The sequence below is a fragment of the Francisella hispaniensis FSC454 genome (assembly GCF_001885235.1).
Taxonomy (GTDB): Bacteria; Pseudomonadota; Gammaproteobacteria; order Francisellales; family Francisellaceae; genus Francisella; species Francisella hispaniensis.
This window is the reverse complement of the sequence record NZ_CP018093.1, coordinates 1,777,627-1,801,628: the sequence shown is the minus strand read 5'-3', so window position 1 is coordinate 1,801,628 and position 24,002 is coordinate 1,777,627. Positions and strand designations below refer to the sequence as shown.

Below are 24,002 nucleotides of genomic sequence, written 5' to 3'. Positions count from 1 at the left end.
TTTTAGGCTAATGGATTTTTGAGTTTAACGTATATATCTCCTTGCATGTCATCTTTATCACACTCTAGTTTGTCATTTAAACGCATTCTAGTAAGTGCTTTGATTGACCAAGGTTTTTCTAATATTTGAGTATATTCTTGTTTATATTTATCCGCACTAATTCGTGGTTTTAAATACTCAAATCTTTGGTGTATTTCATCTTTTACGATAGTCCAGAAATGCTCCTCAGCAATTTTATAATGGTTATTTAGCTGTAGTATTAGCTCTCCAATATTACTCTGTAAGCAAGCATGTATAAACTTACGTCTAGTAATTGTTTGAGAATTAGTAAATGTCAGAGAGAATGTATCTTTAGGAAGATGAAATCCACTTGCTTCAAAGCTTGGTAAGTGTAGTCTCATTCCTCCTAGATCGCGGATTAGTAATCTTTGCGGGATGTTTTGTTTGAAAATAACAAGTGTGTTTTGCTGATGGGCTTCTAGAGCTATACCATAGAGTAGATATAAATCTAGACAAGCAGTCAATGTTATCTGAGTATACTTTCTAAAATATGCTAAAATTTGATTAGGTTGATCATAATCTAATATCTCCAAAATATCACATATAAGCGCTTGGTTTTCTGGTGTTTTGACAAATAAGCTCGCAAGTGGGCAAGCCATTTCATCTGGCTGTAATGACGCTTCAGGATTTGCCCTAAAAATTGCTGCAAGTTGGCGGATATCATCTTTTCTACAAGCTTTGGTGGTATGGATACCGGCAATGTCAACTAATATGTCCATGTTTTCAGCTATGTGTTGCTCTTTAGCAAGTATCTCTAATAAAATTTTGCTGATTCGAGGTCCTGTTTTGACAGATTCTGGTGATACTGTCCTTGTTACACTTGTGGCATGAATTGCTACAGGTAGTTTTATATGCGGCATTAGTGTTTTGTCTTTATTAATCATTGGTAGCATTGTTCTAAAAGACATACTTGGTTTAGTAGTATATTTACAATCATTGATAATAATTAGTTGTTGGCAATCTATTAAACATTTATGCTTAATAGGGAGAATATGTTCAGCCTGCCATGGATGAATCGGTATCATTAGATAGTTGTTACTATCAAGTCCTCTATTATCTAGTTCGTGATACCAAATTTTATACTGCTCTGGATAATTAGTGATCATCCAGTCTTGATAGTTATCAATACGATTATCAATTATCTCAATATGTGCAATATTTTTATGTATAGCTCCAAAAATTATATTAACTTCATTTTCAAACTCAGGAGAGTAGAGAATGTTCTCAAACTTACTTAGTCCAATTTTAGTTTTTGATCCAGGATGATATTTATGACCAACTGCTCCCCATTGCTCTAGAAAGGCAAGTTGTTCATTTTTAGACATTGTCTTATTTAGCCACTGCCAAAGGTTTGAGTAGTTTGCAGTTTTTATGGTATTTGCAAGTTGTTTTTGTCTTAAACTTCTATAGATATTCATTGACAACTCATTTTCAAAAGAGTTGTGTAGTTCATACTCAAACTGTTGCCAGTCATCGTGATTAATTTGTGGATTATTATCTTTTGCCCAGCTGATAAGCTCCTCAATACTTTCAAGAGATGTTTCTTTTTTAGTTAGACAATCTCGTATAGTTAGATTATTTGATAAATCTATTCTATTGAGACTTTTAAGAGTAGGACTGTTTATTTTCAATATTTTATTGTTCTTTTTATTGTAAAAAAGTAAGTCATTGTTAATTTTCGTAGCTTTTCCAAGAAGCTCCTCACGATAAAAGCTTAATACAACTCTTTTAAATTGGTTTTCAAGAGTTGAGGCTTTAATATTGGTGATAGTTGGACTTAGGTCAGTTGTTATAAGTCCAATTAATTCAAGTGATTCTATGTTGATAGGGGAGTTGTTTTTTTGTAGTTGTTCAATGTACATTTCATACCTCATTTAATGATAACGAATATCATTATCATTTATAAAAAAATGAAATACAATCATTTATTGCAAAAAAATGATAAAAAAGGAAAATAGTTATATATAGTTAAAAGCTAGGGAAAATCGTATTTTTAGGTTTCAAAAAACAAATGACAAAACATAGAAGTTTTATAGATGTTGTAAGATGTGCTTTGGACTATTTTGTGTGTATTGATTTAATGATAGATCTATTCTTTTTCACGACAGGATTTGCATTTAACATATATATTAAGACTATGGTCAATCATTTCAGCACCAAATGATTCAACAATTTGCTTTTGCAGAGCTTCAATTCCTGGACTATAAAACTCTTGTATCATATTGCATTTAATACAGATTATATGATCATGATGTTCCCCCTGGTTTAACTCATACATCACTTGTTCATTATCAAGTTTTAAGCGATTTATTATTCCTGCTGACTCAAACTGATTAAGTACTCTGTAAACTGTAGCAATTCCTGTTGTACTTCCCTGTGCTTTAAGTTTAGAAAAAACCTCATCAGGGCTGAGATGTTTATCTTTGTGTTTTTCAAATAATTTAAGTATCTCAACTCGAGGTTGTGTGACTTTAAAGCCAAGCTCTTTTAGATCAAAGTTATTTTCCGACATATGGATATATTAAATAATCATATTACTTATTAGATTTTGACATAAATATGGCTATTATTGCAAATCTTAATTGCTGTGTAGATCTTATATGTAGACTGATATGTCAAATGTGATAGTGTTCGTACTATTGTTATTGTAGAGCTTTTGGTATACATACTCTGGACCAAATAATACGTTATTATCGAAATATGAGCGCTGAGCAGAAAAAATAAGTTGGCTTTTAATCCCGGACTGTGACATCCCGAAGCTCGTAGGTGAGCTGGCTAGAGCCATAGGTATTAACATGGCATTGTATGTTTGTCCATAAGATACACCAAAGTTGGTGTCTTTCCCAGCTAGCGTTAAAGAGTAGTTTGCAGCGGTATACCAACCTCCAGCAAGCACGTTATTACCATTGCCATTAAAGTCTTCACGATTGGTTGTAGTTGCCCAACCTGCAGCCAAGTTTAGAAAACCTTCCCATAGGTTGTATGTTAAGTTGCCATCAACATTAAAGGAACCTATAGTGTCCCCTTGGCGATTGTTTTGCTCAAGAAACTGTTCAAAAGATCCTGAGTCAGATGAGCCAGCGAGATTATAAATATAACCTATATTAAATCCTGCAGCTAAGTTGTCTGTCCAGCTATCAGCATAAAAGACACCTGTAGAGAAATTAGCTTTTTTATCATTTGAACTTGAGACCGCAATATTTGCATTCCATACGTTATCTTTATAGTTGAGAGATATGTTTGTTACTTGACCTGGTTCAAAAAAATTATCTGTTATACCATTTGTTATAGTACCGCCACCTCCATATGTGCCAACTGATAAGTAGCTTTTACCAGCAGTTATAAAAAACGGTGATGTATCTAAATTGCCAAAAATGACAAAAGCATTGCCTAAACTAAAAGAATTAGACTCATCTGTGTCAAAATCAAACTGTGCGGTTACATAGTGACCAAGGTTAGATAAGAAATATAAGTTAGCTGTAGTTAGGTATATATTTTGACCATTCTGTGGTAACGTGTTTCCATTAACACCTTTTACTTTACTATTGCCAAAGTAAACTTGGGGATCAATTTCAATGAATCCACCAAAAAATACCGAATAATCACTAAAATATTCTCTCTGACCAATTATCGTTGATGCAAATAGGTTATCAGGAATTTGTCCAATCGGAACGGTATTATTACCAGAGTAGGCCCCTAAGTAAGCTGTTTTACCACCGGTTGTAATTGCTGGAGCTGAGCCAACATCGATACCACCATTTTTATAAATTATTTTATCAGGGTTGCTACCTAGTATTATTTGTCCAGTTTCTATATTTATATTATTATCAATATCAGAAACTGATACATTATCTAGTTGCTCCGATGCTTGAGTAGATCCACCAAGTATTGAAGAATAATTCTTAAAGTCAGTTGGGTTGGGGATATTTTTATAACCCTGACTAACTATTATACTATTTACTTCTGAATTAAGTTGTTGAATTTGTTTTTGCAGCTCTAGGATCATTTTTTCTTGCTCAGAAATATTATCTTGATTATCATTTTGTTTTTCATTACCTGAGCTGTGTATATTTTTTTTATGTGAAGTAGATTCAGGTAACGTTTCTGAATAAAGATTACAGCTGATTATGCTAAGAAATAATATCGATGAGGATTTCCTTAACATTTTTACCCCTTTAGCTACTAAATTTATTCGTGGAATAATGACTCGACTCTATGTGAGACAAGGTCTAAGAATATTACACTAAACAATAATAATTATCAATATCGCTCATATTATGATTTTAACTCTAATTTTCATAGCTAATCCATGCTGCTGCAGTATTTTAGACTTTTGTAATTAGGGGGTAATTGTGCTATTATTACCGCACTAGTTGTTTTTTCATCTTTTTTTCTATGAGTACAAGTGTTTATGAACAATTTGCCCCTATATTGATATTTTTAATCATAGCTTTTGGTTTGGGTGCTGCTTTTGCAATTATTGGTAAAGTTTTATCGGTAATAGTGGGTGCAAATAATCCAAATAAAACTAAAGGAGAAACATTTGAATGTGGTTTCCCAACTTTTGGTGATGCAAGAGAAAAGCTGGATGTGCGTTTTTATCTAATTGCAGTACTGTTCTTGGTTTTTGACTTGGAGTTGGCATTTATTATCCCGTGGGGAATAAATCTACGAGCTAGTGCAGGGATGCCAGCTATTTCAGATCATGCGTTTTTTGCGATGATTATATTTTTAGTGGTACTATTCTTAGGCTTAATATATGCCTGGAAGAAAGGAGCTTTAGAGTGGGAATAGGTAACGAAAATAAAGGTTTTATAACCGCAAGTGCAGATGCACTTATAAACTGGGTGCGCACAGGATCTTTATGGCCAGTAACAACTGGGTTGGCTTGTTGTGCTGTAGAAATGATGCATGCAGGCGCTGCTAGATATGATTTGGATAGGTTTGGTATAGTCTTTAGGCCTTCTCCAAGACAATCTGACGTGCTCATTGTTGCTGGGACTCTTTGTAATAAAATGGCTCCGGCATTGCGCCAAGTATATGATCAAATGCCTGACCCTAAATGGGTGATTTCTATGGGTTCTTGCGCAAATGGTGGTGGTTATTATCATTACTCATATTCGGTGGTTAGAGGTTGTGATAGAATCGTGCCAGTTGATATATATGTCCCTGGCTGTCCACCAACTGCTGAGGCTTTGGTTTACGGTATTATACAGCTGCAGAATAAGATTATTAGAAAAGATACTATAGCGAGGAAGTAATCGTGAGTCTTAGATTACAAGATCATTTTAATAACATAACAAAGATTTTGAGTGGCTTTGGTGTTGAAGTTTGTGTGGCTTATGATGAGATAAATGTTATTATCAAGGACCAACGCGATATCCATTTGATTTTAAAAAAACTTAAAAAAGAGTATCTTTTTGAACAGCTTACAGATGTTACGGCTGTAGATTATTTAACTTATGGTCAATCAGATTGGCAAGTCGGTAAGGTTGTTTCACAGACTGGTTTTTCTAGAGGGCGTCAACAAGATTTCAAAACTGCAGATGTGAACAATAGATTTGAAATTATTTATCAGCTGCTAAGTATGGCAAATAATGTCAGAGTTAGAGTAAAGTGTAAATTAAAAGATGCGCAGATCATTTTGGTTGATTCTGTTAGTGACTTATGGGCATCAGCGAATTGGGCTGAAAGAGAAGTTTACGATATGTTTGGGATTTACTTTAACAATCATCCTGATTTAAGAAGGGTGCTTACAGATTATGGCTTTGTTGGCCATCCTTTGAGGAAAGATTTCCCGCAAACAGGCTATGTTGAGATGCGTTATGATGAGAATCTTGGTCGAGTTGTGTATGAGCCGGTAGAGATTAATGATAGAGTCAATACACCAAGAGTGATTCGTAACTAAATATAACTATGGGTTTATATAATGGCAGAGTATAAAAACTATACACTAAATTTTGGACCGGTTCATCCTGCGGCGCATGGTGTTCTTAGGCTTATTTTAGAACTTGATGGTGAAAATGTTGTGCGAGCTGATCCACACGTTGGATTATTGCATAGGGGTACAGAAAAACTTGCTGAATTTAAACCATATAATCAAAGTATTGGTTATATGGATAGGCTTGATTATGTCTCAATGATGTGTAATGAGCATGCTTATGTGATGGCGATCGAGAAACTTCTGCAGTTAGAAGTCCCAGAGAGAGCTAAATATATTCGCGTAATGTTTGCTGAGATGACTAGAATTTTAAATCATCTGTTATGGGTTGCTGCGTGTGGTATTGATCTTGGTGCTATGACAGTTTTTTTATATGCTTTTAGAGTCAGAGAAGATTTATTTGACTGCTATGAGGCGGTATCGGGTGCGCGTATGCATGCGGCATATTTTAGACCTGGTGGTGTTGCTAGGGATTTACCAACGCAAATGCCACAATACCAAAAGACTAGATTTACTAGTAAGAGAAAAGCAAAGAAGTTAAATGAGCCAAGACAAGGGAGTATGCTTGATTTCTTGGATCATTTTGTTGTTGATTTTGAAAAATCTTTAGATGAGATTGATACTCTTTTGACTGATAATAGATTGTGGAAGCAAAGGACTGTCGATATAGGTGTAGTAAGTGCCAAGAGAGCTAAAGAGCTCGGTTTTACAGGTCCAATGCTAAGAGGGAGTGGTGTTGCATGGGATCTTAGAAAAACTCAGCCTTATGAGGTATATGATAAGTTGGAGTTTGATATTCCAATTGGTGCAAACGGTGACTGTTATGATAGGTATCTTGTCAGAATGGCTGAGATGCGTGAGTCAAATAAACTTATCAAACAATGCGTTGATTGGCTTAGAGCTAATCCAGGACCTGTATTGTCAGATAATCATAAGGTTGCGCCTCCTAAGAGAAATGCGATGAAAAATAATATGGAAGAGCTTATACATCACTTTAAACTTTTCTCAGAAGGCTATTGTACTCCTGAAGGAGAGGTTTATGTTGGTACTGAGCATCCAAAAGGTGAGTTTGGTGTGTATATCAAATCAGATGGTGCAAATAAACCGTATAGATTAAAGATGAGAGCGCCAGGATTTGCACATATTAGTGCAATGGATGAATTATTATCTGGGCATATGTTAGCAGATACTCCAGCGATTATCTCAACAATAGATGTCGTATTTGGTGATGTAGATAGATAGAGGAAAAAGATGTCTTTAGTAGATTTAATATCGCCACAAGCGAGAGAAGATATTGACAGAGTTTTAAGTAAGTTTCCTGTTGATCAACGTAGATCAGCAATATTGGAGGGTTTACATATTTTGCAAGATCAAAATGGTGGCTACTTAACCGATGATTTGCAAACGGCCCTAGCAGAGTACTTACAGGTTAGCAAGGTTGATGTTTACGAGGTTGCTACATTTTATTGTATGTATGACCTAAAACCGGTTGGAAGACATAAATTGAATGTATGTACAAATGTTTCGTGTATGTTGAATGGTGCTTATGAAATTTTGGCACATATAGAGAAAAAACTTGCTATTAAGCCTGGTCAGACCACTAAAGATGGTCGTATAACTCTAAAAGAAGTTGAATGCCAAGGTGCATGCTGTGGTTCACCTATGCTTGAGGTGGATAAAGTTTTTTATGAAAATCTAACTATAGAAAAAGTGAATCAAATAATTGATTCTTTGGAGTAGTTATAAATGGCAAATGAAGTTTGTTTTCGTACCCTGCATTTAGATAAGCCATATAGTTTGGAGTCTTATTTATCTGTAGGCGGTTATTCATACTGGAATAAAATATTGACAGAAAAGATTCCACCTGAGCAAATTATTGAAGAGCTCAAAATATCTGGACTTAGAGGTCGTGGTGGTGCTGGTTTCCCTACGGGGTTAAAATGGAGCTTTATGCCACGCAATGCTCCGGGGCAGAAATATGTTGTATGTAACTCTGATGAAGGTGAGCCTGGTACATGTAAGGATAGAGAAATTCTCAGGAATAATCCTCATCAATTAATTGAAGGTATGGCTATTGCTGGATATGTTGTTGGGGCTACTGCAGGTTATAATTATACTAGAGGCGAGTTTTATGAGCCAATAGCTAGGTTTGAAGATGCACTTATCGAGGCATATCAAGCAGGTTTATTGGGGACAAATATCAAATCATCTGGAATCTCTTTTGATTTATATTCAGCTATTGGAGCTGGCGCTTATATCTGTGGTGAGGAGACAGCATTGCTTAATTCACTTGAGGGCAAAAAAGGGCGTCCAAGATTTAAGCCACCGTTTCCGGCATTTAAGGGTCTTTATGATAAGCCAACAAACATAAATAATACAGAAACATATGCATCAGTGCCGGCAATATTGCAGTATGGCGGGGAGTGGTTTAAGAAACTAGGTACTGAGAAAAGTGGTGGTACTAAGTTATTCTGTGTCTCTGGACATGTGCAGCAACAACGAGTTGTTGAAATAGGTTTGGGCATGCCATTTAAAGAACTTCTAGACATGTGTGGAGGCATTCGCAATGGTAATAAGCTTAAAGCCGTAATCCCTGGTGGAAGCTCATCTAAGATCTTGACAGCCGATGAAATGATGGCTGTTACTATGGATTATGAGTCAATAGCAGCGGCAGGTTCAATGCTTGGTTCAGGTGCGGTTGTGGTGCTGGATGAAACTACTTGTATCGTTAGAACATTAGCAAGACTTGCGGACTTTTATTATGAAGAATCTTGTGGTCAGTGTACACCTTGTAGAGAGGGTACTGGTTGGTTGGCACGAACTTTACATAGGATTGTTGCTGGTGAAGGAAGACCAGAAGATATAGATACTTTAGTCAGAGTAGCAACAAATATAGAGGGTAATACTATTTGTGGTTTAGGTGATGCAGCTGCATGGCCAGTCCAGAGTTATATAGATAAATTTAGGGATGAATTTATTTATATGATCGAGAATAATGGTAGAAGTATAGTGGATCAATAGTTGATTGGAGTAGTTCTGTGTCAGACAATAAAGAATCCAAAAAAATAAATATAGAGATTGATGGAAAGAGTTATCAAGCCTTACCAAATCAATCGATAATTGAAGTGGCAGATGCAAACGGTATATACATTCCGAGATTTTGCTACCATAAAAAATTATCTGTAGCTGCAAACTGTAGAATGTGTTTAGTGGATGTTGAGGGGGCAAGACGTGCTTCACCAGCATGTGCCACACCAGTTATGGATGGAATGAAAGTTAAGACTCGTTCGGAGAAAGCATTGCAAATGCAAAAAGACGTTATGGAGTTTTTGCTTATAAACCATCCTCTAGATTGTCCTATATGTGATCAAGGCGGTGAGTGTGAGCTGCAAGATATTGCAATGGGATATGGTAATACAACTTCAGAGTATCTTGAGTCTAAGAGAACAGTAGAGGATCCTGAGTTAGGTCCTTTGGTGGCTACTGATATGACAAGGTGTATTTTATGTACACGTTGTGTACGTTTTGGTGAAGAAGTTGCTGGTGTTAAAGAGCTTGGGGTTATGGGTAGAGGAGATCACTCTGCTATTAGTACTTATATTTCTGGTGAAATGGTTGACTCTGAAGTCTCTGCTAATATTATAGATCTTTGTCCTGTTGGAGCTTTGACATCAAAACCATTTAGATTTAAAGCTAGATCATGGGAGTTAAAACAGTTCCCAACGCTTTCAGCTGGCGATGCTTTAGCGACTGAGATTAATGCACATGTTTATCAAAATAAACTTGTCAGAGTGGTGCCAAGAGAGAGTGATATTACTGGTACTTGGATAGCTGATAGAGATAGATTTGAATATACTGGTTTGTATAGTCAAGACAGGATTCAACAGCCAATGATTAAAAAATCTGGTGGTTGGGTTGAAGTATCTTGGGAAGAGGCATTAGATTTTGTTAAAGTAGCTATACAAAAAACTAAAGAAAAAGATGGTGCTGATGCAATCTCTGCTATCGTTTCAGAGACTGCAACTTCAGAAGAAATGTACCTGATCAAAAAGCTATTAGCTGCTGTGGGTTCAGTTAATATAGATGCGCGTATTAGACAATATGCTGATATTCCAGGAATTAGTGCAGGTAAAGGTCTGAGTTGTTCATTAGAGGATATTCGTAAAAGTGATTTTATCCTTGTTTTTGGTTCTAATATAAGAAAAGAATATCCACTAGTAAATATTGCTATCAAAGACGCTGTTGAAAAGAATGCTGCAAAGGCTGTTGCTTGGAACGTTTGTGATTATAGCTTCAATTATGATATTAAGCAGGTAAGGTTAGCTGCTGATAACATTCAATATATTGCACTTTCTTTACTTAAGGCTATTTTTGTTAGAGCAAATTTACCTTATGGCGACCTTGATGAAATCCTAAGAAAGGTTGATCCAGCTGCAGAGGTTAGAGATGTTGCTGATAGAATAGTTGCAGCAAAAGCTCCAAAGATAATTATTGGTCAAGATATTGTCAATACAAGTGGTTTTGAAACGGTTTTTAGTATTTTAGATGTATTAGAAAAAGTTACTAGTGTAAGAGGTGGTATCTTAGCGACTAATGTTAACTCTGTTGCTGCTGATAGAATATTTAGTTCTTCGAAGGCTAAATTTAGCACATATAAGTGTTTAAATGGTCAAACAAATACTAAGCTACTTTTTACAGCACATACTGAGTTGGTTAAAGATAGCTTGTATGGTGAGCAAAAGCTCAGAAATGCGTTAGATAATATTGATATTGTTGTCAGCTTTACAGCATTTGCTGATAAGTTTACCAAAGATACCGCAGATATTATTTTACCAATAGCAACTCACTATGAAACTAGTGGAAGCTTTGTTGATTTATTTGGTAATAAAAAAGAGTTTAAACAAGTAGTTAAACCATATGCTGGTAATAGGGAGTTATGGAGAGTCCTAAGAGTTCTAGGTAATCTGTTAGAGCTAGAAGGTTTTGATTATAATTCTATTTCAGAGGTTACTAATGATGCTTATGCTACACGAGCTAGAGTTGGCGTTAATCATGTCACACAGATTCTCAATGCTAATCTTGATTATCAAAAAGAAGTAGCGTTTGTAGCCTCAAATTCAATGTACAACACAACTAGTTTGCTTAGAAGAGCAGAGCCTTTGCAAAAAACTGGCGATGCAAAACGTTTCGCTGGTGTGAGAATATCGCAAGAATTGGCAGATGAGGTGGGCTTAAAAAGTCAGTCAGGGGTTATCAAAATTTATAATATCGACAATGAGATAAATCCTGAAGTAATTGTTGATCCAAGCTTGCAGGCTAAGAATATTATGCTACCAAGAGCACTGTTTAAGGACTTTTTGAGTGGTGATAATATTAGTATTAAGCTGGTAGAGGAGGAGAGATAATATGCTAGGGTATATTTTATGGACATCACTTTATGTATTATTGATAGTCATTCCTTTAATACTAGTTGTTGCATACTATACATATGCAGAACGTAAAGTTATTGGCTACATGCAAGATAGAATTGGACCAAATAGAGTGGGTTCTTTTGGCTTGTTACAGCCTATTTTTGATGCACTTAAACTTTTTCTTAAAGAAATTATCGTGCCAACAAATTCAAATAGATATTTGTTCTTCATCGCACCAATTTTAGCTTTTGCGCCAGCATATGCCGCTTGGGCGGTTATTCCTTTCTCCAAAGGAGTTGTTCTCTCTGACATGAATTTAGGGTTGCTGTACATATTAGCAATGACTTCATTTTCTATATATGGGGTAGTAATTGCTGGTTGGGCGTCGAATAGTAAATACTCACTATTTGGTGCGTTAAGAGCTGGAGCTCAGGTTATTTCCTATGAGTTGGCGATGGGTTTTGCTATCGTTGGAGTTGTTATAGCAGCAGGCTCTATGGGCATAACAGGAATTATTGAAGCTCAAAGCGGTGGTATTTGGCACTGGTATTTTATTCCCCTATTCCCTTTGTTTGTTGTGTATTTTATTGCTGGCATAGCAGAGACAAATAGGGCTCCTTTTGATGTTGTTGAGGGCGAGTCTGAGATTGTAGCTGGACATCATATAGAATATACTGGGTCTAGGTTTGCGCTATTTTTCTTAGCTGAATATGCAAATATGATTTTAATTAGTATCCTAACATCAATTATGTTTTTAGGTGGTTGGAATTCGCCGTTCCAAGCTACTGCATTAGAATCTATATTTGGTTTTGTACCAGGTGTGGTATGGTTGTTTGCTAAGACTGGTATATTCATGTTTATGTTCTTATGGGTCAGAGCTACATACCCTCGTTATAGGTATGATCAAATTATGCGCTTAGGTTGGAAGATATTTATACCACTAACGTTTGTATGGGTTGTTATTGTTGCTTGCATGGTTAGACTTGGTGTAGGACCTTGGTGGTAAAAAGGATAGTATCATGAGAAATATAACAAATTTTTTAAAGACTTTTCTGCTTTGGGAGCTCCTAAAAGGATTAAAAGTAACAGGTAAGCATTTTTTTACACGTAAAGTTACAGTACAGTATCCAGATGAAAAAACTCCTATTTCTAATAGATTTAGAGGTCTACATGCCTTAAGACGCTATGAGAATGGCGAGGAGAGATGTATTGCATGTAAATTATGTGAGGTTGTTTGTCCAGCATTAGCAATTACAATCAACTCAACAGAAAGAGAGGATGGCACCAGAAGAACTTCAAGCTACGAGATAGATTTATTTAAGTGTATTTTCTGTGGTTATTGTGAAGAGTCATGTCCAGTTGATTCTATTGTTGAGACAAATATTTTAGAATACCACTTTGAAGAACGTGGTGAGAATATTATGACAAAAGCTAAACTTCTTGCTATAGGTGATAAATATGAAGCACAAATAGCTGCTGATAGATTGCAAGATAAGGACTTTAGGTAGAAAAATGGTTGTAACAAATATTTTATTTTATACATTTGCATCACTTGCTATCATTTCTGCTTTAGTACTGGTTTTGGCAAATAATCCAGTAAATTCTGTAATAGCAATGATTTTTACATTCATATTTACAGCGGCAGTATGGATAATCTTACAACAAGTATATCTAGCATTATTACTTATTGTGGTTTATGTCGGTGCAGTGTTAGTCATGTTTTTATTTGTGGTCTTTATGTTAGATCTGCATGTTGAAGAACAGGGCCGTGTTGGTAGATTTTTCTATGCTCTAGCTGCTGTCGTTGTTTGTGCTATATTTGCTACAGTTATAAGTTATGCTGCAACCAATGTTTTTGCCGGAGCTATGATGCAAGGTGGAGTTGGTGGTCTTAAGATTATTGGTCTAACTATGTTTAATAATGCTAACTTGTATGTATTTGAGTTGGTTGACTTTATCTTATTGGCAGCAATGACTGCAGCAATAACACTAACATTAAGAGCTAAGCGTAAAGGAAACAAAACTGTTAATCCAGCTCAGCAAGTTAAAGTTAGAGCAAAAGATCGTCTAACTATGGTGAAAATGCCAAGTAATAATGAGGGCACTAAAGATGAATAGTATTTCAGTTTCAGTCACACACGGGCTGATTTTTAGTACACTTCTGTTTGTGATAAGTGTTGCTGGTATAATTATAAACAGAAGAAATATTCTTATATTATTGATGTCGATAGAATTAATGCTTTTGGCAGTCAACACTAATTTTTTGATATTTGCTAATATGCATCATCAGGCAATGGGTGGAGTTTTTGTATTCTTTATAATGGCAGTAGCTGCTGCTGAGACAGCAATTGGTTTAGCAATTGTTGTGGCAATATTTAGAAAACGCAAAACTATTGATTTAAGTAAACTTAATACACTAAGAGGTTAAGAGTAAACTATGATAATAAACACTCAAGTAGCAGCTGTACTAATCGCAGTTATAGTTCTAGCGCCTCTATTAGGTGCATTGATTGCCGGATTTGGTGGTAAATCTATAAAAAATGCTGGTGTTAACTTTTTCACAATTTCTCTATGTGGCCTGTCTTTTGTCCTTAGTGTAATTTTAGCTTATGGTGTCTTTAGCGGTGCTGAAGTTTATTCTGTTAGCTTTTATCAGTGGGCTCCTATCTCAAATATGTTTGCCTTTGATGTTGGCTTTACTGTAAATAAGATCACTGTGTACATGATGTTGATAGTAACATTTGTATCAACACTAGTACATATTTACTCTATTGGGTATATGAAAGGTGAAGAAGGCTATGCGAGGTTCTTTGCGTATATTTCAGGTTTTACATTTGCGATGCTTTGCCTAGTAATGGGAAATAATTTCTTACTATTATTCTTTGGTTGGGAAGGGGTAGGTTTATTCTCATACTTACTAATTGGTTTTTATTTCAATAGAGATAAGGCAAATGTTGCGAGCTTAAGAGCTTTCATTGTAAATAGAATTGGTGATTTAGGGTTTTTGTTAGGTATTGGTGCAGTTATTCTATATACAAAATCGGTTGACTATACAACTGTTTTTGCTGCTTTACCAGATATTGATAATACTCAAGTTATACACTTCTTAGGTATGAGCTTTAGTCCAGTTACGCTAATGTGTTCACTATTATTTATCGGAGCAATGGGTAAGTCAGCTCAGTTTCCTTTACATTCATGGTTAGAGGGCTCAATGGAGGGTCCTACACCGATTTCAGCACTAATCCATGCAGCAACAATGGTTACAGCCGGTGTGTTTATGGTTGCAAGACTATCTCCAATGTTTGTACTTTCTCCAGCAGCTCTAAGTTTTGTATTAATTGTTGGTGCTATAACATGCTTGTTTATGGGATTGATTGCAATTGTCCAAACTGATATTAAAAGAGTTATAGCATATTGTACGCTATCGCAGTTAGGTTATATGATGGTAGCTCAGGGTGCTGGCGCATTCTCAATAGGAATGTTCCACCTTATGACACATGCTATGTTTAAAGCATTATTATTCTTGGCGGCAGGTTCTGTTATTGTCGCTATGCACCATGAGCAAGATATTCGTAGAATGGGTGGTCTTAGGAAGTATATGCCTGTTACATATTTGTGTATGCTAATAGGTGCTTGGGCGCTTGCGGCTTTACCGCCATTCTCAGGTTTTTTCTCAAAAGATTTAATTATTGAAGCAGCTCAAGCTACTACAGTATACGGACATAAGTTTGCTTACTATATGGTATTAGCATGTGCGTTTGTTACATCGTTTTATATCTTTAGAATGTTTTTCTTGGTATTCCATGGTAAAGAAAGAATGTCAGATGAAGAAAGATCACATCTTAAAGAATCACCATTTAGTATATTGATACCTTTGATATTATTGGCTATACCTTCAGTGTTTGTTGGCGAGTATTTCTTTAGTAGTATTTTATCTCAAGATCACGGCTTATTCGGTAACACTATAAGTCCATTTATACAGGCTGGTCTGGGCTGGCAATCAGTAACTGCTCATTTAGCTAGTGAGCCTGCCGCAGTAAGTTCAATGGCATTTATCAAGCATTCTGTAACAACGTTACCATTTTGGTTAGCTTTTAGTGCTTTAGTATTAGCGTATCTATTATATGTGTGGTTACCTGTAATTCCGAGACTACTTGCAAATACAAAATCAGGATTTGGAATAATCTATCATATTTTAGTTAAGAAGTATTTTATTGATGCTTTGTATGATGTGATATTTGTTAATATTTTCTTGGCAGTTAGTAATTTCTTGTGGAGAGTTGTTGATATCTTTATTATCGATAAGACAGTTGTAAATGGTACATCTAACCTGATATATCATACGGGTGATAGTTTTAGGAAGATTCAAAGAGGATATTTGTTTGACTATGCCTTTGTAATGATGGTTGGTGTATTATTGTTTATGATTTTGCTAATTTCTGTTTAGGCAAGTTAGAGGATAAATTTATATTATGAATCTAGGTAATTATTTATTAAGTTTAATAATCTGGCTCCCAATAGTTGGAGGTTTTGTTGTTTTGGCGACAAGAACCAAAGAATTACATGGTGATGCGGCTCGTTGGGTAGCGTTAGTTTTTAGTTGTTTAACTCTAGCTCTCTGCGTACCTTTGGTTACAGCTTTTGACTATAGTAGCTCAGCGATGCAGTTCCAAGAATCAGTAAAATGGTTCAAGGTTTTTGGCATGCATGATATTTATTATAGTTTAGGAGTGGATGGATTCTCTGTTTTATTTATAGTTTTGACGTCCTTTGCTACACTAGTAATAGTTTTAGCAGCTTGGACATCTATCAAAACTAAAGTTAGACAATACATGGCAATATTTTTGATTACATGTGGTTTAACTAATGGTGTTTTCTGTGCAACTGATTCTATACTTTATTATGTTTTTTGGGAGGCATTACTAATTCCAACTTGTCTTGGTATTGGTATTTGGGGCGGTAAGCATAAAGCATACGCTGCTGTTAAATATTTTATGTACACATTTTTTGGTTCGGTGTTTTTATTAGCAGCTATTCTATATATTCAAACACGAGTTGCTGCATCACCAGCGCACTTCTTAGTAAACCAAGATACATACTCTATTCAGAACTTTATTGCTTGGGCAACTCAGTCACAAGGCTTTATAGATTCAGTTAAGTTTACTCTGACAGCGCAATGGTTAGTGTTTGGAGCATTTTTCTTAGCATTTGCTGTCAAGATTCCAATGTGGCCATTTCACTCATGGTTACCAGATGCTCACTCAGAGGCACCTGCTGGGGGTTCTGTTATCCTTGCGGCTCTTATGCTCAAATTAGGAGCATATGGTTTCTTAAGATTTGCCATTCCGATGCTACCAGAGGTAACTGCTTCACTTGAGTATGTATTGATTATAATGTCTTTGATAGCTATCGTTTATGTTGGAGTTGTTGCGGTTGCACAAACTGATGTTAAAAGACTAATTGCATATTCATCAATTTCACATATGGGACTAGTTACTCTTGGATTATTCTCAATATTTATATTAAAAAATGCTGATCCAGTATTAGGAACAACTCATGCGCAATTAGCTTTACAAGGCGCTGTGTTTCAGATGATTGCTCATGCATTTTCGTCTGGTGGTATGTTTATTGGTATTGGTTATTTGTATTTAAGAATGCATACTAGAGAAATATCAGATTTCTCTGGAGTAGCTAAAACTATGCCAATATTTGCAACATTCTTTTTGCTTTTCTGTATGGCGAATGTTGGTTTACCTGGTACAAGTGGATTTGTTGGTGAGTTTATGATCTTATTGGCAGTATTTCAATACTCTCCATTAATAGCATTAATTGCAGGATTAACTCTTGTGATTGCCCCAATTTATACTCTTTGGATGTATAAGCGAGTTTTCTTCGGTGAGGTTGTATCTACACATGTAGCAAGTCTGACTGATTTAAATAGAATGGAGCTATTTGTATTTATATTATTAGCGGTACCGACTTTATTATTTGGTTTCTATCCAGAGCCAATTTTGCAGCTATCAGCAGCAGCATCGGCACATATTGTTGGTTTATCTCTATAAGGTGGTGTTTTGATTATGAGTTTATCAATCCTTTATATTTTGCCAGAAATACTACTAGCACTAGGCGTCATAGTTGTAATGTTTTCTGGACTTTTTCTACATGGTAAGATTAGAAACATTAACTATATTTTTTTCCAAGTATTTACACTACTTGCTTTGATAGCAACTTTTGCTAAAGAGTATCTGATACAGACTACTGGCTCAGTGTTTGAGGGTCAGGTTGTATTTAGTGGCTTTGCATATACATTACAACTAGTAATACTTGTCTTAGCAGTCTTTGTTGCGCTATATTCGAGAGATTATGTCAAAGATAGAAAAATATCAGATGGTGATTTTTATACATTGTTAATGCTATGTGTGCTTGGCGCAATGGTTTTAACAGCAGCACATAGTTTAGTTACAATATATGTTGGTCTAGAGTTATTATCATTACCAATGTATGCATTGATCGCAATCTATAGAGATTCAGGTAAAGGTCTTGAGGCTGCAATCAAATATTTTGTTTTAGGAGCTATTGCTTCGGCGCTACTATTATTTGGAATGTCATTTGTCTATGGTATGACAGGCAAACTTGATATTACAGAAATAGCTAATGCATTAGCACAGGGTGACTTTGCAGGCTTGCAGCAGCAGTTTTTACTTGTATGTTTAGTAATGATGATAGCTACATTTTTGTTTAAACTTGGTGCTTTCCCTTTTCATATGTGGTTGCCAGATGTTTATCAAGGAGCTCCAAATGCTGTTGCAAATATTGTTGCAACTATCCCAAAAGTTGCCGCTTTCGCAATGCTTGTGAATATTTTATTCGTCGGCTTTCCATCATTAAAAGATTCTTGGATATATCTATTTAGAATTATAGGTATATTATCAATATTCTTCGGAAGCTTGGTAGCATTGTCACAGACTAATGTTAAGCGACTTTTAGGCTATTCAACAGTTTCACAAATAGGTTTTGTATTATTAGCAACAACATTAAACCCACAAGGGTATGCACTAACTGCTGCGAGTTTCTATGTGATAGTATATGTATTTACAACTTTAGCGGTATTTGGTGTGCTTACAACTATTTCTGTTGGAGGTTATGAGGTTCAAGATCTTAATGACCTAAAAGGCTTTAATACAAAAGATTCATGGTTAGCATTTATCTTGCTGATTGTACTATTCTCAATGGCTGGTATACCTCCATTTGGTGGTTTTATTGCTAAGTTATTTGTGGTGATGGGATTAATTAACGATGGTAATTACTTATTGGCGTGTTTCGTACTATTTATGGCAGTAATAGCATCATTCTACTATGTGCGTGTGATTAAAACGATGTACTTTGATGATCCTGATAATGATGAAACAGTTAAGCCGCCATTGACATCTTTAATAGCATTAAGTGTTAACGGTTTGGTACTTTTATTTTTAGGGATAATGCCTATGCTTCTTTTGGGTGTTCTTACTCAGGTTACTAATGTTATATAAATAATAACTAATACTTTGTTGCCTATTATTACTATTACTTTTATACTTTTATCCAGAATGAACTAAATTTTATTAGCTAATGAAAGAAATTTTAGGACCTCTTAATGATGTAATTAAGAATTCAAGAGAAAGTATTGTTAATAAAAGTTTGAAAAAACTTGATGTAGTAAGCAGAGAGGAGTTTGAAGTGCAGAAGAGAATTCTACTAAAAACTCGCCAAAAACTTGAATCAATAGAAGCAAAGTTAGACAAGCTTTTAGCAGAGAAAAAGTAATATGTCTTTAGCTGTTTTAAAGAGTCGAGCCCAACTTGGTATAGAGGCTCCTTTAGTTTCTATTGAAGTTCATCTTTCAAATGGTTTGCCAGGACTATCTATAGTTGGTCTGCCAGAGGCAGCTGTTAAAGAGAGTAAAGATCGTGTAAGAAGTGCGATCATTAATTCAGGCTTTAGCTTTCCTAATAAGCGTATAACAATCAACCTTGCACCAGCTGATTTACCCAAAAGTAGCGGTAGATTTGATTTGCCGATAGCATTAGGTATCTTATATGCTTCTGGACAAGTAAATATTATCAAAGATATCGATGAGTATGAGTTTGCTGGTGAGTTATCTTTGAGTGGTGAGTTGAGGAAAATATCTAGTGCTATACCAATGGCTATTAAGTGTGTCGAGGAAAATAAAAAACTTATTGTGCCAATACAAAATGATAAAGAGATTGGTTTAGTTGAGTCAGTTCAAGCCTATAGCTTTGATAGCTTAAATAGCGTTATAGAGTTTTTATCAGGAACTGAAAAAGAGCCAATAAAGCCAAATATAGAGGTTGACTTTAGTAAGCTATACCAAGATTTAGAAGATGTCAAAGGACAATATCAAGCCAAAAGAGCATTAGAGATTGCTGCGGCTGGTGGTCACAATATCCTTTTAGTAGGTCCTCCTGGTACCGGCAAGACAATGTTGGCAAGTAGACTAAATTCAATTTTACCAACGTTAGATAAGAAAGAAGCGCTCTCATCAGCAATGATTGCATCAATCAAAGGAGAATCGGGAATAGCTGAAAGCTTTTATAAAAGGCCATTTCGTCATCCACATCATACCTCATCAGGGGTGTCCTTGGTTGGTGGTGGTAGTAATCCAATGCCTGGTGAGATTTCTTTAGCACATAATGGTGTGCTTTTTCTTGATGAGTTACCAGAATTTGATCGTAAGGTTTTAGAAGTATTGCGTGAGCCTTTAGAGACAGGAAGTGTCAATATTTCTAGAGCTAGGTGTCAAGTTGAATATCCAGCTAACTTTCAGTTAATAGCAGCAATGAATCCATGTCCATGTGGATATTTAGGCTCACAATTTAAAGAGTGTACTGACTCAATCCAAGCGATTAGAAGATATCAAAGTAAGTTATCTGGGCCACTTCTAGATAGGATAGATCTTCATGTTGAAGTTCTTGAGCTTGCAAAAGAGGATCTAACAAATCAGCAGCTAAGAGGCGAGAAAAGCAGCATAGTTAGAGAACGAGTTAAAAGAGCTCGAGATAGACAAGTCTCTCGACAGGGTAAGATTAATGCAATGCTATCTAGTAAAGAGCTTGATAAGGTTTGTAATCTTAATGATGAAACAAAAAAAATGCTTACGCTAGCTATAGAAAAGCTTGGACTATCAGCAAGAGGGTATTATAAAATACTCAAAGTTGCTAGAACCATAGCAGATCTTAATAGTACTAAAAATATTGATAAAGTAGCTATTCAAGAAGCTATTAGTTATAGAAAAATGGATAAGTTTATCAAGTGAGATAAAGTAGATTTAACGATTAATTATTATTTATCAATTTAGAAAAGGTTTTATATGAGAAAATTATTTTTGGATTCATTTGGTGAAAAGAAATTAGAGAAACCGCCAGTGTGGATAATGCGTCAAGCGGGTAGATACCTACCAGAGTATCGAGCAGTTAGAGCAAAATTTGATAATTTTATGGATATGTGTCGCAATGCTGATGCTTGTTGTGAAGTTGCGCTTCATCCACTTCAAAGATATGATCTTGATGCAGCAATTGTTTTTTCAGATATTCTGACAATTCCAGAAGCTATGGGCATGGATCTTAAATTTATCAAAGGTACAGGACCGGTATTTTCTGCGCCAATACAATCACAGAAAGATCTAGATAAACTAAAGTCTGTTGAGGATAGTATAGATTCTTTGGAGTATGTCTATAATGCTGTCAAAACAACTAGCTCAGCAATAAGAGTCCCTTTAATCGGTTTTACTGGAAGTCCTTGGACTTTAGCTGCATATATGATTGAAGGTTCAGGTTCTAAGCAGTTCAATAAATTACGTAAAATGATGTATGCAAATCCACAATTAATGCATAGTCTGTTGCAACGCCTTGCAGATATAACAGTTATTTATTTACTTGAGCAGGTTAAAGCCGGAGCAAGTTCTTTAATGATATTTGATACCTGGGGAGGAATACTACCTTTACAGCATTATAAAGATTTCTCTCTTAAATATATGGAGTATATTGCTAAAAATGTTAAGCAAAAAATTAATGTACCAATTGTTTTCTTCACTAAGGGAGGTTCAAACTTTTTTGAAGAATTAAAAGATAAATCTTGTGATGGAGCTGGAGTTGATTGGAGTGTTACATTAAAACAGGCGCGACATAGGATAGGGGTTGGTAAAGTTTTACAAGGGAATTTTGATCCAGCATTTTTATATGGAACTAAAGAAAGTATTAGGAAGACTGTTAAAGCCAATATTGAGTTTATCCAGTCTGATAAGCTAAATAACTATATTGTCAACTTAGGTCATGGCATTTATCCTGATATAGATCCTGATAATGTTAAGGTTATGGTTGATGCAATTAGGGAGTTTAGTGCCTAATTTTTAAAAATGAGTATCGAATAAAAGTCTTGACATAAATAAAAATGTTGTTATCATATACTTTCATAGACGCGGGGTGGAGCAGCTTGGTAGCTCGTCGGGCTCATAACCCGAAGGTCGTAGGTTCAAATCCTGCCCCCGCTACCAACAGGAATTTTTTTATAAAGGCCCTTTAAGGGCCTTTTTGCTATCTGCAGGATATGCAAAATCTAAGGGGTAAAAATGTTGCTAGATGATTTATATGAGATAGTAGAGCCCATCACAGCTGATCTAGGCTATATTTTATGGGGAATTGAGGTTGTAGGAAGTGGTAAACTTACTATACGCATTTTTATTGATCATGAAAATGGTGTTTCAGTCGATGATTGCCAAATAGTCAGTAAAGAAGTAAGCGCAATCTTTGATGTTGAGGATCCAATTTCGGGTAAATATATACTTGAAGTTTCTTCACCGGGCATGAATCGCCAAATTTTTAATATAATTCAGGCGCAAGCTTTGGTAGGATTTAATGTAAAGGCAGTTACTTTATCACCAGTTGAGTCACAAACAAAGTTTAAGGGAGTTCTGGAGAGAGTCGAAGGAAATAATGTTATTCTAAAGCTCGAAGATGGTAAAGAAATAAGTTTTGATTTTGACGAGCTTAAGAAACTAAGAGTATCACCTGATTTTAGTTAGATAGAGGAATTTAAGGTATGAGCAAAGAATTATTGTTAGTATTAGAAACTGTAGCAAATGAAAAAGATATTTCAAAAGATCTTTTATTTGAGGCTATGGAAGAAGCTTTAGCTATTATAACTAAGAAAGAACTTGATGAGCATATGAATATCGAGGTTAAAATCGATAGAGTTACTGGTGACTTCAAAGCTGATAGAGTCTGGCATATTGTTTCTGAAAATGAAGATTTAATTGATTATTCAAAAGAGCTTTATGAGGATGTTGCTCAAGAAAAAGGTTATAATGTAAAAGCTGGTGATGTTATACGCGAACCTGTAGAGGTCAAAGAGTACGGACGTATAGCTGCAACAATGGCTAAGCAAATTTTAATGAAGAAAATCAAAAATTTTGAAAGAGAAAAGACAGCTAGATTCTATCAAAATAAAATAGGCGATATTGTTTACGGTGAGATAAAGCGTGCTACTTATGAAATCTTGATTGTTGATTTGGGTAATAATGCTGAGGGGATTCTACCTAAAAAAGACCTTATAGCTAGAGAAAGATATCGTGTCGGTGATAAAATAAGGGCTTGTGTTGAGAGTGTTGAATGTGATGACTCTGGTAAGCCGAATACGGTTATGTTAAGTCGTTCAAGCAATACTATGCTTAAAGCTTTATTTAAGCTTGAGGTGCCAGAGGTTGAAGAAGAGCTTATTAATATAGTGAATGTAGTTCGTGAACCTGGTTTTAGGTCTAAAGTGACTGTTAAAAGCAATGATCAAAGAATAGATCCTTGTGGCGCATGTGTTGGTGTAAGAGGTTCTAGAATACATTCTATAATGAGTGAGTTAAATGGTGAGAAGGTTGATGTTATACTTTGGAATGAAGATATGGTTCAGTATGCTATTAATTCATTATCACCAGTTGATGCAGCAGATATCTTAGAAGTAAATGTTGATGAAGAAACTAATTCTATGGATATTGTTGTTAAGCAAGAAAGCTTATCTAAAGCAATCGGCAAAAACGGTGTGAATGTAAGATTAGCAAGTACACTAATCGGCTGGAAAATTAATGTTCTATCAGATGCTGAACAAGAAGAAAAACAAATGTCTATAGTAGAAAAATTTGTTGAAGCTTTGGACATAGATCACGATTTTGCACTTGTATTGATTGAAGAGGGTATAGAGACTCTTGAAGATTTAGCATATTTAGACAGAGCAGAGCTTTTAGAAATTGAAGGATTTGATGAAGAGATTGTTGATGAGCTTCAAGAGAGGGCAAAGGCTGTTATTTTATCTCAAGCTTTGGGAGGTAAAAAACCAGCTCAAGATTTGCTGGATATGCAAGGTATGAGTTTGGATTTGTCTGAGCAGCTAGCGCAAAATGATATAGTTACTATGGAAGATCTAGCAGAGCTGTCTATAGATGAGTTGCTTGATATTGTAGATATGGATGAAGAGCAAGCGACTAATTTAATTATGCAAGCAAGAGCTCCTTGGTTTGAATAAGAAAAGTACATATCAGAAATAGTACA

General features: G+C 35.4%; 22 protein-coding genes and 1 tRNA gene. 20 read left to right on the top strand and 3 right to left on the bottom strand.

Annotated elements, in window-relative coordinates:
• Positions 1–2: 2 nt before the first annotated feature.
• The 3 genes from fslA to FSC454_RS08820 form a co-directional block, all read right to left on the bottom strand.
• Positions 3–1,922 (bottom strand): rhizoferrin biosynthesis protein FslA, encoded by a 1,920-nt coding sequence (gene fslA / locus FSC454_RS08830; protein WP_066046064.1) that lies wholly within the window; start codon positions 1,920–1,922, stop codon positions 3–5.
• Between the two features lie 227 nt (positions 1,923–2,149).
• A complete protein-coding gene (locus tag FSC454_RS08825) occupies positions 2,150–2,572 on the bottom strand; it encodes a Fur family transcriptional regulator (protein WP_014549023.1) in 423 nt (140 codons plus the stop codon).
• Between the two features lie 84 nt (positions 2,573–2,656).
• On the bottom strand, positions 2,657–4,225 hold the full coding sequence (locus FSC454_RS08820) for a DUF3573 domain-containing protein (protein ID WP_066046067.1): 1,569 nt from the start codon (positions 4,223–4,225) through the stop codon (positions 2,657–2,659).
• Between the two features lie 230 nt (positions 4,226–4,455).
• Between FSC454_RS08820 and ndhC the strand changes: the two genes are divergently transcribed.
• From ndhC to nusA, 20 genes are all read left to right on the top strand, one after another.
• A complete protein-coding gene (ndhC, locus tag FSC454_RS08815) occupies positions 4,456–4,854 on the top strand; it encodes an NADH-quinone oxidoreductase subunit A (protein ID WP_003022891.1) in 399 nt (132 codons plus the stop codon).
• Positions 4,845–5,321, top strand: a complete 477-nt coding sequence (locus FSC454_RS08810) for a NuoB/complex I 20 kDa subunit family protein (RefSeq protein ID WP_003017394.1) — start codon at positions 4,845–4,847, stop codon at positions 5,319–5,321. The genes ndhC and FSC454_RS08810 overlap by 10 nt, the downstream gene beginning before the upstream one ends.
• A gap of 2 nt (positions 5,322–5,323) precedes the next feature.
• Complete coding sequence (locus FSC454_RS08805) at positions 5,324–5,968, top strand: NADH-quinone oxidoreductase subunit C (RefSeq protein WP_066046071.1); 645 nt, start codon at positions 5,324–5,326, stop codon at positions 5,966–5,968.
• A 21-nt stretch (positions 5,969–5,989) separates the two neighbouring features.
• The gene (locus FSC454_RS08800; protein ID WP_014549020.1) at positions 5,990–7,243 is read left to right on the top strand and encodes an NADH-quinone oxidoreductase subunit D; all 1,254 of its coding nucleotides are present in this window, start codon (positions 5,990–5,992) and stop codon (positions 7,241–7,243) included.
• Positions 7,244–7,252: 9 nt separating this feature from the next.
• Positions 7,253–7,741 (top strand): NADH-quinone oxidoreductase subunit NuoE family protein, encoded by a 489-nt coding sequence (locus FSC454_RS08795; RefSeq protein ID WP_014549019.1) that lies wholly within the window; start codon positions 7,253–7,255, stop codon positions 7,739–7,741.
• A 6-nt stretch (positions 7,742–7,747) separates the two neighbouring features.
• A complete protein-coding gene (gene nuoF / locus FSC454_RS08790; RefSeq protein ID WP_014549018.1) occupies positions 7,748–9,022 on the top strand; it encodes an NADH-quinone oxidoreductase subunit NuoF in 1,275 nt (424 codons plus the stop codon).
• A 17-nt stretch (positions 9,023–9,039) separates the two neighbouring features.
• Positions 9,040–11,406 carry an NADH-quinone oxidoreductase subunit NuoG gene (nuoG, locus tag FSC454_RS08785; RefSeq protein WP_066046074.1) on the top strand — a complete coding sequence of 789 codons (2,367 nt, stop codon included), beginning with the start codon at positions 9,040–9,042 and terminating at the stop codon, positions 11,404–11,406.
• Position 11,407: 1 nt separating this feature from the next.
• Complete coding sequence (gene nuoH, locus FSC454_RS08780; protein ID WP_014549016.1) at positions 11,408–12,418, top strand: NADH-quinone oxidoreductase subunit NuoH; 1,011 nt, start codon at positions 11,408–11,410, stop codon at positions 12,416–12,418.
• Positions 12,419–12,431: 13 nt separating this feature from the next.
• Positions 12,432–12,920, top strand: coding sequence for an NADH-quinone oxidoreductase subunit NuoI (gene nuoI, locus FSC454_RS08775; protein WP_003035182.1), 489 nt, complete (start codon positions 12,432–12,434; stop codon positions 12,918–12,920).
• A 4-nt stretch (positions 12,921–12,924) separates the two neighbouring features.
• A complete protein-coding gene (locus FSC454_RS08770; RefSeq protein WP_014549015.1) occupies positions 12,925–13,530 on the top strand; it encodes an NADH-quinone oxidoreductase subunit J in 606 nt (201 codons plus the stop codon).
• Positions 13,508–13,840: an NADH-quinone oxidoreductase subunit NuoK gene (gene nuoK, locus FSC454_RS08765; RefSeq protein ID WP_080555395.1), complete on the top strand. Its 333-nt coding sequence runs from the start codon at positions 13,508–13,510 to the stop codon at positions 13,838–13,840. The genes FSC454_RS08770 and nuoK overlap by 23 nt, the downstream gene beginning before the upstream one ends.
• A 9-nt stretch (positions 13,841–13,849) precedes the next feature.
• Positions 13,850–15,859 carry an NADH-quinone oxidoreductase subunit L gene (gene nuoL, locus FSC454_RS08760; RefSeq protein WP_066046077.1) on the top strand — a complete coding sequence of 670 codons (2,010 nt, stop codon included), beginning with the start codon at positions 13,850–13,852 and terminating at the stop codon, positions 15,857–15,859.
• Positions 15,860–15,884: 25 nt separating this feature from the next.
• Entirely contained in the window at positions 15,885–17,474 is a 1,590-nt protein-coding gene (locus tag FSC454_RS08755; RefSeq protein ID WP_066046080.1) for a complex I subunit 4 family protein, read from the top strand.
• A 15-nt stretch (positions 17,475–17,489) separates the two neighbouring features.
• Positions 17,490–18,941, top strand: a complete 1,452-nt coding sequence (locus FSC454_RS08750; protein WP_066046085.1) for an NADH-quinone oxidoreductase subunit N — start codon at positions 17,490–17,492, stop codon at positions 18,939–18,941.
• Between the two features lie 79 nt (positions 18,942–19,020).
• Positions 19,021–19,215 (top strand): accessory factor UbiK family protein, encoded by a 195-nt coding sequence (locus FSC454_RS08745; RefSeq protein ID WP_066046088.1) that lies wholly within the window; start codon positions 19,021–19,023, stop codon positions 19,213–19,215.
• A gap of 1 nt (position 19,216) precedes the next feature.
• A complete protein-coding gene (locus FSC454_RS08740; RefSeq protein ID WP_066046091.1) occupies positions 19,217–20,725 on the top strand; it encodes a YifB family Mg chelatase-like AAA ATPase in 1,509 nt (502 codons plus the stop codon).
• Positions 20,726–20,779: 54 nt separating this feature from the next.
• A complete protein-coding gene (gene hemE, locus FSC454_RS08735; protein WP_014549008.1) occupies positions 20,780–21,814 on the top strand; it encodes a uroporphyrinogen decarboxylase in 1,035 nt (344 codons plus the stop codon).
• A 70-nt stretch (positions 21,815–21,884) separates the two neighbouring features.
• Positions 21,885–21,961 (top strand) — tRNA-Met (locus FSC454_RS08730).
• Positions 21,962–22,036: 75 nt separating this feature from the next.
• Positions 22,037–22,489 (top strand): ribosome maturation factor RimP, encoded by a 453-nt coding sequence (gene rimP / locus FSC454_RS08725; RefSeq protein ID WP_014549007.1) that lies wholly within the window; start codon positions 22,037–22,039, stop codon positions 22,487–22,489.
• A 17-nt stretch (positions 22,490–22,506) separates the two neighbouring features.
• Positions 22,507–23,976 (top strand): transcription termination factor NusA, encoded by a 1,470-nt coding sequence (gene nusA, locus FSC454_RS08720; RefSeq protein WP_066046095.1) that lies wholly within the window; start codon positions 22,507–22,509, stop codon positions 23,974–23,976.
• Positions 23,977–24,002: the final 26 nt, after the last annotated feature.

Coding starts and splice junctions, on each gene's coding strand:
- fslA (WP_066046064.1), bottom strand. CDS start 1,922: ATGTACATTGAACAACTACAAAAAAACAACTCCCCTATCAACATAGAA.
- FSC454_RS08825 (WP_014549023.1), bottom strand. CDS start 2,572: ATGTCGGAAAATAACTTTGATCTAAAAGAGCTTGGCTTTAAAGTCACA.
- FSC454_RS08820 (WP_066046067.1), bottom strand. CDS start 4,225: ATGTTAAGGAAATCCTCATCGATATTATTTCTTAGCATAATCAGCTGT.
- ndhC (WP_003022891.1), top strand. CDS start 4,456: ATGAGTACAAGTGTTTATGAACAATTTGCCCCTATATTGATATTTTTA.
- FSC454_RS08800 (WP_014549020.1), top strand. CDS start 5,990: ATGGCAGAGTATAAAAACTATACACTAAATTTTGGACCGGTTCATCCT.
- FSC454_RS08795 (WP_014549019.1), top strand. CDS start 7,253: ATGTCTTTAGTAGATTTAATATCGCCACAAGCGAGAGAAGATATTGAC.
- nuoF (WP_014549018.1), top strand. CDS start 7,748: ATGGCAAATGAAGTTTGTTTTCGTACCCTGCATTTAGATAAGCCATAT.
- nuoH (WP_014549016.1), top strand. CDS start 11,408: ATGCTAGGGTATATTTTATGGACATCACTTTATGTATTATTGATAGTC.
- nuoI (WP_003035182.1), top strand. CDS start 12,432: ATGAGAAATATAACAAATTTTTTAAAGACTTTTCTGCTTTGGGAGCTC.
- FSC454_RS08770 (WP_014549015.1), top strand. CDS start 12,925: ATGGTTGTAACAAATATTTTATTTTATACATTTGCATCACTTGCTATC.
- nuoK (WP_080555395.1), top strand. CDS start 13,508: ATGAGGGCACTAAAGATGAATAGTATTTCAGTTTCAGTCACACACGGG.
- nuoL (WP_066046077.1), top strand. CDS start 13,850: ATGATAATAAACACTCAAGTAGCAGCTGTACTAATCGCAGTTATAGTT.
- FSC454_RS08755 (WP_066046080.1), top strand. CDS start 15,885: ATGAATCTAGGTAATTATTTATTAAGTTTAATAATCTGGCTCCCAATA.
- FSC454_RS08750 (WP_066046085.1), top strand. CDS start 17,490: ATGAGTTTATCAATCCTTTATATTTTGCCAGAAATACTACTAGCACTA.
- FSC454_RS08745 (WP_066046088.1), top strand. CDS start 19,021: ATGAAAGAAATTTTAGGACCTCTTAATGATGTAATTAAGAATTCAAGA.
- FSC454_RS08740 (WP_066046091.1), top strand. CDS start 19,217: ATGTCTTTAGCTGTTTTAAAGAGTCGAGCCCAACTTGGTATAGAGGCT.
- hemE (WP_014549008.1), top strand. CDS start 20,780: ATGAGAAAATTATTTTTGGATTCATTTGGTGAAAAGAAATTAGAGAAA.
- rimP (WP_014549007.1), top strand. CDS start 22,037: ATGTTGCTAGATGATTTATATGAGATAGTAGAGCCCATCACAGCTGAT.
- nusA (WP_066046095.1), top strand. CDS start 22,507: ATGAGCAAAGAATTATTGTTAGTATTAGAAACTGTAGCAAATGAAAAA.